This window comes from Planotetraspora sp. A-T 1434, from assembly GCF_025420585.1.
Taxonomy (GTDB): domain Bacteria; phylum Actinomycetota; class Actinomycetes; order Streptosporangiales; family Streptosporangiaceae; genus JAOEGB01.
This window is the reverse complement of the sequence record NZ_JAOEGB010000002.1, coordinates 39,688-53,391: the sequence shown is the minus strand read 5'-3', so window position 1 is coordinate 53,391 and position 13,704 is coordinate 39,688. Positions and strand designations below refer to the sequence as shown.

The 13,704-nt window shown below is 71.0% G+C and carries 12 protein-coding genes; 2 read left to right on the top strand and 10 right to left on the bottom strand.

Annotation, left to right across the window (positions count from 1 at the left end; all coding sequences use genetic code 11):
* Positions 1–6: 6 nt before the first annotated feature.
* The 3 genes from N5079_RS03610 to N5079_RS03600 all read right to left on the bottom strand — a co-directional run bounded on the left by N5079_RS03610 (position 7) and on the right by N5079_RS03600 (position 3,035).
* Positions 7–1,380, bottom strand: a complete 1,374-nt coding sequence (locus N5079_RS03610) for a phenylacetate--CoA ligase family protein (protein ID WP_261581930.1) — start codon at positions 1,378–1,380, stop codon at positions 7–9.
* A 147-nt stretch (positions 1,381–1,527) separates the two neighbouring features.
* Positions 1,528–2,502 carry an aldo/keto reductase gene (locus N5079_RS03605; protein WP_261581929.1) on the bottom strand — a complete coding sequence of 325 codons (975 nt, stop codon included), beginning with the start codon at positions 2,500–2,502 and terminating at the stop codon, positions 1,528–1,530.
* Between the two features lie 218 nt (positions 2,503–2,720).
* A complete protein-coding gene (locus N5079_RS03600; protein WP_261581928.1) occupies positions 2,721–3,035 on the bottom strand; it encodes a hypothetical protein in 315 nt (104 codons plus the stop codon).
* A 333-nt stretch (positions 3,036–3,368) separates the two neighbouring features.
* Between N5079_RS03600 and N5079_RS03595 the strand changes: the two genes are divergently transcribed.
* The gene (locus N5079_RS03595; protein WP_261581927.1) at positions 3,369–4,289 is read left to right on the top strand and encodes a GNAT family N-acetyltransferase; all 921 of its coding nucleotides are present in this window, start codon (positions 3,369–3,371) and stop codon (positions 4,287–4,289) included.
* 3 nt (positions 4,290–4,292) lie between these two features.
* On the opposite strand, the gene N5079_RS03590 is transcribed toward N5079_RS03595, so the two are convergent.
* Complete coding sequence (locus N5079_RS03590) at positions 4,293–5,675, bottom strand: MFS transporter (RefSeq protein ID WP_261581926.1); 1,383 nt, start codon at positions 5,673–5,675, stop codon at positions 4,293–4,295.
* A 103-nt stretch (positions 5,676–5,778) separates the two neighbouring features.
* On the opposite strand from N5079_RS03590, the gene N5079_RS03585 reads away from it, so the two are divergent.
* Positions 5,779–6,735, top strand: a complete 957-nt coding sequence (locus N5079_RS03585) for a helix-turn-helix transcriptional regulator (protein ID WP_261581925.1) — start codon at positions 5,779–5,781, stop codon at positions 6,733–6,735.
* A 131-nt stretch (positions 6,736–6,866) separates the two neighbouring features.
* Here N5079_RS03585 and N5079_RS03580 read toward each other — a convergent pair whose 3' ends face one another.
* The 6 genes from N5079_RS03580 to N5079_RS03555 all read right to left on the bottom strand — a co-directional run bounded on the left by N5079_RS03580 (position 6,867) and on the right by N5079_RS03555 (position 13,704).
* The gene (locus N5079_RS03580; protein ID WP_261581924.1) at positions 6,867–7,865 is read right to left on the bottom strand and encodes a Gfo/Idh/MocA family protein; all 999 of its coding nucleotides are present in this window, start codon (positions 7,863–7,865) and stop codon (positions 6,867–6,869) included.
* Entirely contained in the window at positions 7,862–9,025 is a 1,164-nt protein-coding gene (locus tag N5079_RS03575; protein WP_261581922.1) for an acyl-CoA dehydrogenase family protein, read from the bottom strand. Before N5079_RS03575 ends, N5079_RS03580 begins: the two co-directional genes overlap by 4 nt.
* A gap of 2 nt (positions 9,026–9,027) precedes the next feature.
* Positions 9,028–10,479, bottom strand: coding sequence for a CoA-transferase (locus N5079_RS03570; RefSeq protein ID WP_261581920.1), 1,452 nt, complete (start codon positions 10,477–10,479; stop codon positions 9,028–9,030).
* Positions 10,480–10,587: 108 nt separating this feature from the next.
* Complete coding sequence (locus N5079_RS03565) at positions 10,588–11,577, bottom strand: LacI family DNA-binding transcriptional regulator (protein ID WP_261581919.1); 990 nt, start codon at positions 11,575–11,577, stop codon at positions 10,588–10,590.
* Between the two features lie 19 nt (positions 11,578–11,596).
* Positions 11,597–12,784 carry an ABC transporter substrate-binding protein gene (locus N5079_RS03560; protein WP_261581918.1) on the bottom strand — a complete coding sequence of 396 codons (1,188 nt, stop codon included), beginning with the start codon at positions 12,782–12,784 and terminating at the stop codon, positions 11,597–11,599.
* Positions 12,784–13,704, bottom strand: coding sequence for an ABC transporter permease (locus N5079_RS03555; RefSeq protein ID WP_261581917.1), 921 nt, complete (start codon positions 13,702–13,704; stop codon positions 12,784–12,786). Before N5079_RS03555 ends, N5079_RS03560 begins: the two co-directional genes overlap by 1 nt.

The window sequence follows — 13,704 nt, the reverse complement described above, 5'->3', positions numbered from 1 at the left end:
TGACGGTCAGGGCCGGGTGTAGCGGTGTTTGACGCCGGGTGGGAAGTGCTCGGGGTCTCCGGTGTCCCTGAGCCGCACGACGGGCCGCCGCTTGGCCGGCGGGACGTAGTTGGCGAACTCGCTGTTCAGCCGGAGCAGGTGGGTGAGGACGGACTCGCCGATCCGCTCCGCCAGCTCGGGTGAGGGGGTTGCCCCCGGGGCCACTTCCACAGTGATCTGGAGACGGCGGTCGCGGTCGGCGTCCTCGGTCACCTCCAGGACGAACTTGCCGGTCACCGACTCGCTCACCGACGGCTGCTCCAGCCCGACCGAGACGTTCTCCGGGTAGACGTTGGCGCCGTAGTAGGACACGGTGAAGTGGCTGCGGCCGAAGACGTGGACGAACGGCAGGTCCGGCCCCTCCACCGACGGCCGGAAGCCGTGGCCGGCGAGGAAGCCCAGCATGTCAGCGTGCTTGGTCACGCCGCCCTCGTCGGCGATGTGGTAGCGGATGAGCGGCACGCCGTTGTCCCCGGTGAACAGCAGCGTGCCGTCGAGTTCCTCGAAGAAGCGGACCCCCGGGTCGTACTGCACCAGGGTGGGCAGGCGGGGGTCGCCGAACAGCTCCCTCGCGACGTCCGGACGGCCGGCCAGGAATCGGCGGATGTCGATGGACAGCGGGGTCTCGTTTCCGAGGACACCCGCGTCGGCCGTGCCGTACAGCGAGGCCGTGGCGAAGCGGGGGTCGGTCATCCCGGTGCGCCGCGCCATCAGGCCGCGCCACTCCTCGCTGAAGACCTCTCCGGCCATGACGAGCTTGACGTCGTAGGACGCCCAGGGGACGCCGCCCGCGTCGACGACGTCCTTGAGGAACGGCGGGTAGCCGAGCAGGACCACCTGGTCGAAATGCGGCGCGAGCTGGGGGACGACCCGCTGGATCTCGGCCGGGTTGTTGCCGGGCGCCACGGCGGTGACGGGGTATCCACGGGCGGCGAGGTGGCGGCAGCAGGCCAGGCTGAACAGCCCGCCCACCCAGGTGCCGAGGGCGAAGCACACCACGGCCAGGGTCCGGCGCTCGCGTGCGCCGAAGGCGTCGAAGACCTGCGCGAACCGCTCGGCGATGACTTTCTCGTCGGCGGCCGAGCGGGGCCAGAACGACGGCTCCCCGGTGGACCCGGACGAGACGGCGATCATGTCGCCGATCTTCCCGTCGCGGCACAGGTCGGGCAGCGCGTACCGGCGGGTGTAGGTGTCCTTGGTGGTCAGCGGCAGGCCGGTGAAATCGTCAAAACTCCGGATCGTGCCCGGATCGACGTCGTGCGCCCTGAGGAACTCGGCATACGCCGGCACGGTCCGCGCCACCCGCTGGAACAGCCCGACGACCTCGTCACGTGGATCCACGCGCCGACCCTAACGCAAGTGCGGGAGGCCGCCTCACACCCTGGAGAACGGCTCGGCGTAGGCGAACAGGCCACGGGGAGCCGGGCGTCTCCCGGCGCATCAGCATCCGCTCAGCGTGCCGCCCGCCGGCGCGCCCCCGCAAACCGTTTAGAACTGCTGCGGCCGCGTCTGGTAGGGCTCCTCGATGAAAGCGATCTCCTTCTCCGTCAGCGTCAGGTCGACCGCGGCGAGGGCGTCGTCCACGTGGTGGTCCCTGGTGGCGCCGATGATCGGGGCGACGACGCCGGGGCGGCTCAGCAGCCAGGCGAGGGCCACCGTCGCGGGCTTCGTCCCCCGCTCGGCGGCGGTCTGCGCGACCCGATCGAGGATCGCCGCGTCGGCGGGGCCGCTGTAGAGCTGCTGCTGCCGCGCGCCGTCGCCGGTCTGGCGGGTGGTGTCGGCGGGCGCTCCGGCGCGGGCGAGGAGTCCGCGAGCGAGCGGGCTCCACGGGATGAGGCCGACGCCCTGGTCCACGCAGAGCGGGACCATCTCCCGCTCCTCCTCCCGGTGGAGGAGGTTGTAATGGTTCTGCATCGAGACGAAGCGCGTCCAGTGGTTCAGGTCGGCGACGTGCTGAGCCTTGGCGAACTGCCAGGCCCACATGCTCGAGGCGCCGATGTAGCGGGCCTTCCCGGCGCGGACCACGTCGTGCAGCGCCTCCATCGTCTCCTCGATCGGCGTCTCGCCGTCCCAGCGGTGGATCTGGTAGAGGTCCACGTAGTCGGTGCCGAGCCGGGTGAGAGAGGCGTCGATCGCCGAGAGGATGTGCTTGCGGGACAGGCCGTAGTCGTTCTTGCCGCCGCCCATCGGGAAGTAGACCTTCGTGGCCAGCACGTAGTCGTCGCGCCGGGGGAAGATCTTGCGCAGCAGGTTGCCGGTGATCTCCTCGCTGACGCCGGCCGAGTACACGTCGGCGGTGTCGAAGAACGTCACGCCGCCGTCGGCCGCCTTGCGCACGATGGGCTCCGCCTGGTCCTCGGCGAGCACCCAGCCGCCCCACTTGTCGGGCTCGCCGTAGCTCATCATGCCCAGGCAGATCCTGCTGACCTTCAAACCGGTAGTGCCAAGCCGTCCGTATTCCATATGGATCACTCTATTTCGGATGGCGACTGGAGGTGTGTGCTCCCCGCACTTCCGGGAGCCGTTCGGACCGGCTTCACCGAACGTACGGAGGCTCGATTGGGTCGTCGGCCTGGTCATCAGCGTCTTGGGTCTGGTCCTGGGGGGCGGCGGCCGAGAAAGATCGGCGCTCCCGGACGGCGGAACTCGGGCTCCCGGGGTTCCGGGAGCCCGGTTGGCTTCTACTGAATCTCGCAGACCAGCGAGTCGGAGGCGCCGCGGGAGGCGCTGAGAACGACGCCTGTCGTGAGGTAGTCGCAGGCCGCGTAAGGGCTGCCCGATCCGGCGTACTGGTTGCCGTTGCCTCCGTAGCACTGGATCGAGCCCCGATCGAAGCCGATCCACGCGAAGGAGCTGACCTGGGCGTGGCAGTATTCGCCGATGGACGTGGGGCCGAAGGTGACGTTGGTCGAGGCCTGCGCGGGGGAAGTGCTGGCGAGTGCCGCAGCGCAGGCCAGGACCGCGCCGCCGGTGAGCGCGAGGACGCGTCGGAGCATGGATGCCTCCAGGGGGGTGGGGAGGGGCGACGACGTGGTGACGGGAGGTTCCCCCGCACGACTGTCCGACAGGCGACAGCGCGTCACCGTACGCAGGGGGCGAGTGATGTGAGGTTGAGGCGAATGATCGACAGTATTCAATAGGAAACTTTCCTAAGCAATACCCATGTTTCGGCCGGGTGACGGCCGCGCTCCCGGCGGGAAGCGAGGCCGTCCGGAGCTTGGCCTGCGACCGCCTGCCATGTGGCGTCCACCAGGTAAGTGAGCGCGGAACCCCACTGCTCCCAATCGGTCGTCAAGTCGCCGCCAAGTAGGGCGCCGTACAAACGGATCGTGAACGAATTCGACATCCGACGGCCGGTGAGGGCTGACGCCCCGGCGATCCACGAGCTGGTCGCCGAGCACGACATCGCGGTGACCGGCAAGCCGGACTGGACGCTGGAGGACATCGCCGACACGCTGGGCGAGCTGGATCTGGCCAACGACAGCTGGCTGGTCGACGACGGCGACCGGCTGCTCGGGTGGGCATGGGCCCGCCGCAAGGGCACGAGCGACAACGTGGACATCGACGTGCACGCCAGGGACGCCCGGGCCGGCGACCGGCTCTGGGACACGGTCATCGAGCGGGCGGTCGAGCTCGGCCGGGCCGCCGGTCACGAGCACGTCCGCCTGGACATCGGCATCTACGCGGAGGACACGGCCATGCGGACGGCCGCCAAGGCGCGCGGGTTCGACGCGGCCACGAGCTTCCACCGCATGCGGATCGACCACCAGGGGGCCGAGCCGGTGTTCCTGCCGGGCGTGACGGTCGAGACCGGTTCGCCGGACCACGGCGAGCTGCTCCGTACGGCCCATCGGATCCAGCAGGAGGGGTTCGCCGAGCACTTCGGGTTCGTCGCCAGGACGTACGAGGAGTGGGCCGGCGAGATGGAGGCCTCCAGCGCCAACGACTGGGGTCAGCTGCTGGTGGCCCGGGTCCACGGCGAGCCGGCGGCGATGCTGCTCGGGACCAACCACTTCGTGCCGGACGAGAACTGCGGCTATGTCCGCACGCTGGCCGTGCTGCCGCGCTTCCGGGGGAAGGGCCTCGGCCGGTTCCTGCTCAGGCGGGCCTTCGCGGCGGACGAGAGGCGGGGGCGGGCCGGCACGATCCTGCACGTGGACTCCAACAACACCACCCCCGCGCTCGACCTCTACCTCTCGGTCGGCATGCGCCCGGTGCTCGCCATCGACGTGTGGCGCAGGCTGGTCTAGCGCCTAGCGCCTTCGCAGGAGGGGGAGGGCGCAGACGCCGGCGACGAGCGATGTGGCGGCGAGCCCCACCTCGGTGACCGTGATGGCGTGCGCCGACGGCGTGAGGCTGAGGAACAGCGTGCCGAACGCCGCCACGCCGACGACCTGGCCGAGCTGGAGCATCATCGCCATCAGGCCGCTGGCGTCCGGGGCCTCGGCTGGGGCGACCTGGGCGAGTGCGACGGCCATGAGCGGGCTGAAGGTGCCCGCCATGCCGATCCCGATGACGGCGAAGGCGATCTCCAGCAGCGGCTCGCCGTGGCCGCCGCTCGCCAGGATCGCCGCGAGGGCGAGCTCGCCCAGCGCGGTGACGACGGCGGCGGTGACGATCAGCGGGCGGTGCAGGCGGGCGGGCAGCCGCTTCCAGTTGAGGCTGGTCAGCCCGAACCCGGCCGCGGCCGGGATGAACAGGCACCCGGCGCGCAGCGGGCTGTCGCCCAGGCCGCTCTGCAGGTGGAGGGCCATGCTGAACAGGTAGCCGCCGTAGGCCACCATGACCAGGAAGATCCCGGCCGCGGCGGCGGTCAATCCCGGTGTGCGCAGCAGGTGGCCCGGCACGAGAGGGTGCCTCGCCCGCCGCTCCACCAGCAGGAACGCCCCGAACAGGGCGACCGACCCGCCCATGGAGATCCAGCCCCACAGCGGCCAGCTCTCCTCGTGCCCCAGCACCAGCGGCACCACGAGCAGGGACACCGCGAGCGAGAGCGTGACGAGCCCCGGCAGGTCGAGACCCTGCTCCCGGCGCACATGGCCGGACGGCAGCAGGCGCGCCCCGGCGACCAGCAGGACGAGGCCGATGGGCACGTTCACGAGGAAGACCGGACGCCATGCCGTACCGAACAGGTCGGCCGTGACGAGCAGGCCGCCCAGCACCTGGCCCACGACGGCGCCGACGGAGATCACCGTGGCGTAGACGCCCAGCGCCCTGGCGCGGGAGGCGCCGTCGAAGGAGAGCTGGATCAGGCTGAGCACCTGCGGCACCATCAGGGCGGCCCCCGCGCCCTGAAGCAGCCGGAAGGCGATGAGCGGGCCGGTCGAGGGGGCCAGCCCGCACAGCAGCGACGCGGCCGTGAAGACGACGAGCCCGGTCAGGAACAGCCGCCGATATCCGAGGAGCCCGCCGAGCCGGGCCCCGGTGATCAGCAGCATGGCGTACGCGATGGTGTAACCGGAGATGACGAGTTGCAGGGCGGAGCCACCCGCCCCGAGGTCGGCGCGCATGGTGGGCGCGGCGACGTTCACGATGGAGACGTCCAGAATGGCCATGAACTGCCCGGCCAGGATGACGGTGAGCAGCCACGACGCCGAGCGGCGCGCGGCGGGCGCGCGAGTTGCGACAGCGGTCATGGCCATCACGATGCGGCTGCGCCGATACCCGTAACGAGAGCCTGCTGATACTGGTACTGACACCACCTGGCAACACCCCCGGGCCATGGGCCACCATGATGGAGTGACCATCCAGCCTCACACGCGGACCCACACGAGACGGGACCAGCTCGCCGCGTTCCTCCGGAGCAGGCGCGAACGCATCACGCCTCAGGACGTCGGGCTGCCGCCGGGCCTGCGCCGCCGTACGCCGGGGCTGCGGCGGGAGGAGGTCGCCCAGCTCGCGGGCGTGGGGGTGACCTGGTACACCTGGCTGGAGCAGGGCCGCCCGATCAACGCGTCGGTCCAGGTGCTCGACGCGATCGCCCGCACGCTGAGACTCGACGCGGCGGAGCGGGAGCACCTCTACCGGCTGGCCGACCTGCCCGAGGTGCTCCAGCCCCCCTCAGGGGATGCCCTGGAGCCGGAGGTCCAGACGATCCTCGACCAGCTGGACCCGCTCCCCGCCTGCGTCTACAACAACCGCTACGACCTGCTGGCCTGGAACGACGCCTACGCCGCGATCTTTTCCAGCTTCGTGCGGCGGTCCGGGTGCGAGCGCAACGCCCTGTGGCGGATCTTCACGCTGCCGGCGTGCTGCTGCCCGGTCGTGAACCGCGACGAGGAGCTGCCGCAGATGGTGGCGACGCTGCGGGCGGCCTTCGCGAGGCACGTGGGCGAGCCCGCGTGGACCGGGTTCGTCAGCCGGTTGTCGGCGGCCAGCTCCGACTTCGCCCGGATGTGGGCCACGCACGACGTGGCCAGGCCGGGCAGCCGGATGAAGATCTTCAATCACCCGGCCGTGGGGCTGATCCGGATGGCCTCCACCAGCCTGGCCCTCCCGACGCCTTCCGAGACCCGCGTCGTCGTCTACACCCCGGCCGACGAGGAGAGCCGGGAGCGCGCCGGGTGGCTCAAGGCCCATCCCGGCGCGTCCTCGGACCACCCTCACACCAGGGTGACGGAGAACAGCCTGCGCTCCGACAGCAGCGCGTCCCACAGGCCGCCTACGGTGGCGGTCATCCAGTCGAACGCGCTGTAGGTCACGTACGCCTCGGCCGGATAGCCCGCCCATGACTGCGGACAAGGGTGGCGTGCGCGGGGCCGCCCTTCCCGCTCACCGGCGGCGCGTGAGCGCTGCCGCCGCGAGCGGGAGAACGGCGACGGCGCAGGTCAGACCGTCTCCCACGAGTTCGAGACGACCGATCGGTAGAGAGCGGCGACCACGCGCTGCGTGAGGAGGGCCGACTCTCCCGAGGCCAGCGGTTCACGCCCCTCGGCGAAGCTCTCGATGGCGTCCTTGATGACCGACCGGTGCCACTCCACGGGCATGCCCGTCGGGTCGGTCGCCGTGGTGGCGTTCGTCCCCGAGGCGACGACCTCCATGCTGATGTCCTGGTAGAGGTCGAGAGCCGCGCCATGCTGTACGGCGGTGCCCTTGGTGCCGGTCAGCCACAGCTCCTCCTCCCTGCCGGGGAAGGCCGCGGTGGTGGCGTGCACCGTGATCACGAAGTCGCCGTAGTCGAGGAGGCCCCCGAACACGTCCTCCGCCTCGAGCTTGTGCGCGGGGCTCCGGCTGCCGCTGGCGACCACCCGGCGCGGCACCCCGAGGACCCACAGCACCAGGTCGAGGGAGTGGATGCCCTGCACCATGAGCGCGCCGCCGCCGTCGCGCTCGAACGTGCCGCGGCCGGGGTCGTCATAGTAGGACTGCTCGCGCCACCAAGGAACGTGCAGGAAGCCGCCGGTGATCTGGCCGAGCGTCCCCTGGCGGACCAGGTCGTGCAGGGCCCGGCCGCCCGGCTTGGCCCGGTGCTGGAAGCAGACGGCCAGCCCGATCCCGGCCTCCCGGGCGATGCGCACCAGATCGACCGCCTGGTCGTTGTTGGCGCCTAAAGGTTTCTCACAGAGCAGGTCCACCTTCCTGGCGGCGGCCTCGGTGACGACCTCGAGATGGGTGTTGGTCGGGGAGGCGACGATGGCGAAGTCCACCCCGGCGTCGAGCGCCTCGCTCGCGGGCCAGCATCGCTTCGCATTCGGGAAGACGAACTGCACGTTCCTGGCCCGGTCCTCGCGGCGCGTCACCACGGTGACCACCTCGTGGCCCAGCTCGTGCAGTGCCAGCACATGGGGCCGGGAGGCGAACCCGGCGCCGATCAGGGCGACCCTCATCGGGTGCCTCCTCTAGTGTCCATGAGCCAGCGGCTGATGATGAGTCGCTGGATCTCGCTCGTACCCTCGTAAATTCTGGTGATCCGGGCGTCCCTGTACAGGCGTTCCGGCAAGTAGCCCTGAATGTAACCTGATCCGCCGAAGACCTGGACGGCCATGTCGGCATGCCGTACGCACGCCTCGGAGGCGTACAGCTTGGCCATCGAGCAGGCCGCGGCGGCGTCCTCCTGACCCTGGTCGAGGCGGCGGGCGGCGTCCTCGGCGAGCAGGAAGGCGGCGCGGTATTCGGCCGCCGCGTCGGCGATGGGGAAGGCCACCCCCTGGTTGGCGCCGATCGGCCGGCCGAAGGCGGTGCGCGTCTCGGCCTGCTCGGTGGCGGCCGTGATGGCGGCCCGGCTGATGCCGAGAGACAGCCCCGAGATGCCCAGGCGTCCCCGCGCGAGCACCGAGGTCATCAGTGTGAACCCCTCGCCGAGGCCGCCGAGCAGCGCGCCGGCCGGCAGCCGCACCGACTCGAAGGCGAGCCCGCCCACCTGGCTGGCCCGCTGGCCCATCTTGTGCTCCCGGTACGTACGGCTGACCCCGTTGGCGTCGAGATCGACGAGGAAGACCGAGTAGGAGTCGCCGGTCCTGGCGAGGACCGTGGCGAAGTCGGCCACCGGGGCGTTGTGGATGAAGACCTTCTCGCCGTCGAGGATCCAGCCGTCGCCGTCGGGCCGGGCCCTGGTGGAGACGCCGCGCAGGTCGGAGCCCGCACCCGCCTCGGTCAGCGCGTACGCGCAGAAGCGGTCGGCGCGCAGCAGGGGCCCCAGGAACTCGCGCTGCTGGTCGGGGGTGCCGTGCTTGGTGAGCAGCGTGCCGACCAGCTCGACGAGACCGCACTGGTCGGCGACCGAGGCGTAGCCGAAGCTGAGCCCCTCCATGACGTGCAGGTAGTCGAGCGCCCGCGCGCCCGCGCCGCCCAGCTCCTCGGGAACGGTGATGCCGAAGAGCCCGGCCTTGGCCATCTCGCGGTAGATCTCGGCGGGGAACCGCGGCGACGCGTCCAGGTCGGCGGCCACCGGCATCACGTGCTTGGCGGTGAAGTCGCGAACCAGTTGCCGCACCGGCCGGTTGTCGTCCCCGGCGGCCGACAGCTCGAGCCCAGGAGGAAGTGGCATGGTCACCTCATAGGTCGTACGTCGTGGATGATGGGACGAAAGCCCATGAAAGGGAGAATGTCGCGCTCGATTGTGAGGCCCTCGGCGATCTCGGTGAGCTCGACGCCCTCGGGCGTGAGGCGGAAGACCGCGCGCTCGGTGACGTAGACCGCCTCGCGGCCCTCGGCGAGCGCGAAGGGGCCGGAGTAGGTCACCTCGTCCACCTTCGGGACGAGCTTGCGCACGGTGCCGTTCTTGGCGGTGAACGTGCCGCAGAACACGGCCTTGCGGGCGTTCTGCGAGATGTCGACGAACCCGCCGGGACCGATGATCTGCGAGCCGAACCGGCTCACGTTGACCGATCCCGTCTCGTCGAGCTGGGCCATGCCGAGGCAGCACACGTCGAGGAGGCCCCCGGAGAACAGGTCGAACTGGGTGGTCGAGGCCACCCTCGCCGACGCTCCGCGCGCCACGCCGAACAGGTCGCCCGTCTCCGGCACGCCGTCGAACAGGCCCTGCTCGATGGCTAGCGTGACCCCCGGCAGCCTGCCCTGCTCCGCGAGGACGTCGACGACCTGCGCGGACATGCCGAAGCCCACGTTCAGCACGGCGCCGTCCGGGACCTCGAGCGCGGCCCTGCGGGCGACCGCCGCCCGGACCGGGTCGGTCAGGGCGGGCGTCACCTCGCCGCCGGCCGGCCCGCACAGCGCCGGGTCGTACTCGGAGGCGTAGGTCTGCCACTGGTCCGGCGCGGCGACGACCACGTCGACCAGGGCGGCCGGGATCACCACGTCACGCGGGTCGAGCGGGTCGCCCCGCAGGCGCTTGACCTGGGCGACGACGAGGCCGCCACTCGCCCGGGCCGCCTGGGCGAGCGCGAGCGCGTCGAGCACCGCGGCCTCCTCGCCGCAGCCGATGTTGCCCCGCGGGTCGGCCTCTGTGCCGCGGATCAGCGCCACGTCGACCCGCATGGGCCGGTAGTGCAGGAACTCCTCGCCGTCGAGCCTCACCAGCGAGATGAGCTCCTCCTCGGCCGCGGCGTTGAACCGGCCGCCGCCGTGGCGCGGGTCGGCGAACGTGTGCAGCCCGGTCCTCGTGACGAGGCCGGGCCGCCGCGCGCCGACCTCGCGCATCAGCAGGCTGATGGCCCCGGCGGGCCAGGAGTACGCCTCGATTCGCCCGGCCGCGGCCAGCTCGATCATCTTCGGCGCCCAGGTCCAGTGGCCGCCCACGACCCGCTTGACCAAGCCCTCATGGGCGAGTGCGTTGAGCCCGCGGGTCTTGCGATCGCCGAGCCCGAAGGCGTGCACGACGGTGAGCCCGCGCGGGCCTCCGGAGCCGAGAAACCGGTCCTCGACGGCGGCGATCAGGGCGTGCGGCTCCAGGACACCGCCGCCGGAGCCGGTGAGCGCGACCGTCGCGCCGTCCGGGATCCGGGCGACCGCCTCTGCGGCGGTCATCACCTCGGTGGGCATGTAACCGGTTTCTCCTCGTTATGAGTTCGTTCTGTACGGCCTCGCCGCACTGTGCTACTCGTCCTTCTCCGGGGGTCGTGGGAGCTTGCTCTGACGGGCTGTGGAGGTTTACTTCGGGGGGGCCGTGGAGGCGCGGATCACCGGTTGGGTGGTGAGCATGGTGCGCGCGCCCGGCCGGTCGCCGTGCAGCAGTCCGGCGGTCATCCGCCAGGTCGCGCGGCCGATGTCCTCCTGCGGGCTGTGGACGGTGGTCAGCGCCGGGGAGGTGAACCGGGCGAAGGGGATGTCGTCGAAGCCGGTTACCGAGATGTCGCCGGGAACCGAGACGCCGTGCTCGTTGAGGCCGGCGATCAGGCCGATCGCGGTCAGGTCGTTGTGGGCGAGCACGGCCGTGCAGCCGGTGGCCAGCACCCGGTCCGCCGAGTCCCGGCCGTTCTCCATGGTGCCGCCCGCGCGGATCGGGGTCACGGTGACGCCCGGCACCCGCAGGGACCGCATCGCCCGCCACCGCTCCTTCTCCTGCCACGACCTGACCGGGCCCTGCAGGTAGACCAGGTGGCGGTGGCCGAGCTCGACCGTGTGCATGGCCAGCTGGCGCATCGGGGTGAAGTTGTCCAGCAGGACGCTGGACAGGCCCAGCTCGTCGATCTGGCGGTTCACCACCATGATCGGCTTGCCCTGGCCGCCCAGCTCCTTCAGCACCTCCGAGCCGCAGCGCGGGGACAGCATGATGAGGCCGTCGGACCGGCCGAGCAGGCTCATCCCGAGCGCGGGCTCGGCCGCCAGGCTCTCGTCGGAGTCGGCCACGATGAGGCGGTAACCGTCCCGGTCGGCCTCGTGGAGCATGTTCTTGATCAGCGCGTAGAAGTACGGGTTGGCCAGGTTCGGAACCAGGACGCCCACCACGCGGGTGCGGCCGCTCGCCAGGCTCTGGGCCACCGCGTGCGGTGTGTAGCCCAGGCGGCGGGCGGCGTCGAGCACCCGCGCGGTCAACTCCTCAGACACCGAGCTCGACTGGGCGAAGACCCGGGAAACGGTCGCCACCGACACGCCCGCACTGTGCGCGACGTGCCTGATCGTGACCCGCTCGGTGCTCACTTCGTGCTCCTCGATCCGATTACTTCCCGCCCCAGGTCTGCGGGAAGCCGGGCATGTCCTGGCAACCACAGGTGGGGTAGAAGAGCGGGGGCATGTTGGGTGTGACGTACTGTGCCAGGTTCTGCTCGGTGATCACCGGCTCGGGCAGGACCCACTCCTTGGGAACCTGCCGGCCCGACAGGATGTCGGTCGCCGCGATGACGGCGGTCCGCCACTGGTAGACCGGGTAGGTCGCGGCCATCGCCGTGAGCTTGTCCTTCTGCCACAGCGCGAGGAAGTCCTGCTGGTCCTCCCCGTTGATCGGCGGCACGGGCTTGCCGGCGTCCTGGAAGGCCTCGATCGCCGCGACCGTGGTCGCGCCCGCGTCCATCCAGACGCCGTCCAGGTCGCCGAACCGCTGGAGGTAGTCCGACACGATGGTCTTCACCTTGGCGGGGTCGCCGTCGGTGAACTCGGCGCCCACGACGTTCGCCCCGGCCTTCTGGAAGGCCAGCCTGGCCGCCTCCCAGCGGTTCTCCAGCACGTCCACGCCCGGCAGGATGCGCAGGGCGAGCACCTTCCCGCCCTTCGGGATCTTGGACGCGATGAACTCCGCGGAGTCGGTGCCGAAAGCGTAGCCGCCGATGGGGTGGACGAAGCTCACCGGGCAGTCCGTGGTGACCCCGCGGTCGAAGACGACGACCGGCACGCCGCTCTGGCACGCCTTCTCGACGGCGGGCGTGAGGGCCGCGGTCGTGTTCGGCGAGATGATCAAGGCGTCGCACTTCTTGCCGAGCAGGTCGGAGATGTCGGAGATCTGCTTGTCGTCCTTGCCCTCGGCGTCGACGACCGTGAACTCCCCGATCTCCTTGTGGAGCTTGACCTCCTCCTTCATCGTCGTCAGGCCGGTTACCCGCCAGGGGTTGCCGACGCCGGCGTTGGAGAAGCACACGTGCCAGGGGCCCGGCTTCTTGAACTTCGCCGTGTCGGCCATCTGCGGCTCGATGGTCTGCAGCCACGGCTTCGACGGGTCGCCGGTCGGGGTGGACTTCCGCCACGCGAGCTGCTTGTCGTAGGCGGCCTGGTCGAAGAACTGGGAGGCCGGCTGGGCCGACGCCGTCATGGCGGCGGCGCTCGACGCGGGAGGGCCTCCGGCGGGCCGGGTGGAGCTGCAGGCCGTGAGCGATAACACGGCTACCGCCAGGGAGGCGGCAAGTCTGTTCGGCATCACTGTTCCTTACGCAGACGGTAGGCGGCGAAGGCCGCCGCGAGAATGATCAGGACACCCTGGACGGTATCCCGAAGGGGCTTCTCCAGGCCCAGAAGATTGAGAAGAGTGAACAGGCACTGGAGGGTGAGGGCGCCGGCGACCGCGCCGCCGGCGGTCCCACGCCCGCCGCCGAGCACGGCGCCACCGAGGACGACCGCGGAGATTGCCTGGAATTCGTAACCCGCGCCCGCCTCTTTGGACAGGCCCGCGAAGCCGGCGAGCAGGATCGCCGCGACGACGGCCGAGAGCCCGGAGATGACGAAGGCGATGATGCGCATCCGCGCCACGGGGACGCCGGACAGAGCGGCGGCCCGGGTGCCTCCGCCCGTGGCCAGCGCCAGGTGCCCGAACCGCGACCGGTGGAGCAGCAGCCACGCGACGGCGACGACCACGGCCGTCACGGCCACGGCGTAGCCCGTCTCGCGGCCGTACTGCCGGAACTCGGGAGCCAGGGATCCGGTCGGGGAGCCGCCGGTCCACAGGAACACCGCGCCGTTCAGCACGAGCATCATGCCCAGCGTCGTGATGAACGACGGCACCCGCAGGAGGGTCGTCACGAGGCCGTTGACCAGCCCGACCCCGGCGCCGAGCAGCGCCAGCAGCCCGATGACCGGCCAGGTGAGGGCGGGGTCGCCCGCGGACACCTTGGCCGCGACCACGACGCAGGCGGTGATCAGCGCGCCGGCGGACAGGTCGAACTCGCCCGTTACGATCACGAAGAGCTGCCCGGCCGTCAGGACGATCAGCGGGGCCGACCGCTTCAGGAACGTCAGCAGCGACAGGGGCTCGGCGAACGACGGGTTCCGCCAGATGATCACCGCGGTGACGATGAGCAGCACCAGCCAGATCGCCGGGACCCGCCGCAACGCTCCCGTCAT

Coding starts and splice junctions, on each gene's coding strand:
- N5079_RS03575 (WP_261581922.1), bottom strand. CDS start 9,025: ATGCCACTTCCTCCTGGGCTCGAGCTGTCGGCCGCCGGGGACGACAAC.
- N5079_RS03590 (WP_261581926.1), bottom strand. CDS start 5,675: ATGACCGCTGTCGCAACTCGCGCGCCCGCCGCGCGCCGCTCGGCGTCG.
- N5079_RS03570 (WP_261581920.1), bottom strand. CDS start 10,479: ATGCCCACCGAGGTGATGACCGCCGCAGAGGCGGTCGCCCGGATCCCG.
- N5079_RS03605 (WP_261581929.1), bottom strand. CDS start 2,502: ATGGAATACGGACGGCTTGGCACTACCGGTTTGAAGGTCAGCAGGATC.
- N5079_RS03555 (WP_261581917.1), bottom strand. CDS start 13,704: ATGACGGGAGCGTTGCGGCGGGTCCCGGCGATCTGGCTGGTGCTGCTC.
- N5079_RS03580 (WP_261581924.1), bottom strand. CDS start 7,865: ATGAGGGTCGCCCTGATCGGCGCCGGGTTCGCCTCCCGGCCCCATGTG.
- N5079_RS03600 (WP_261581928.1), bottom strand. CDS start 3,035: ATGCTCCGACGCGTCCTCGCGCTCACCGGCGGCGCGGTCCTGGCCTGC.
- N5079_RS03560 (WP_261581918.1), bottom strand. CDS start 12,784: ATGCCGAACAGACTTGCCGCCTCCCTGGCGGTAGCCGTGTTATCGCTC.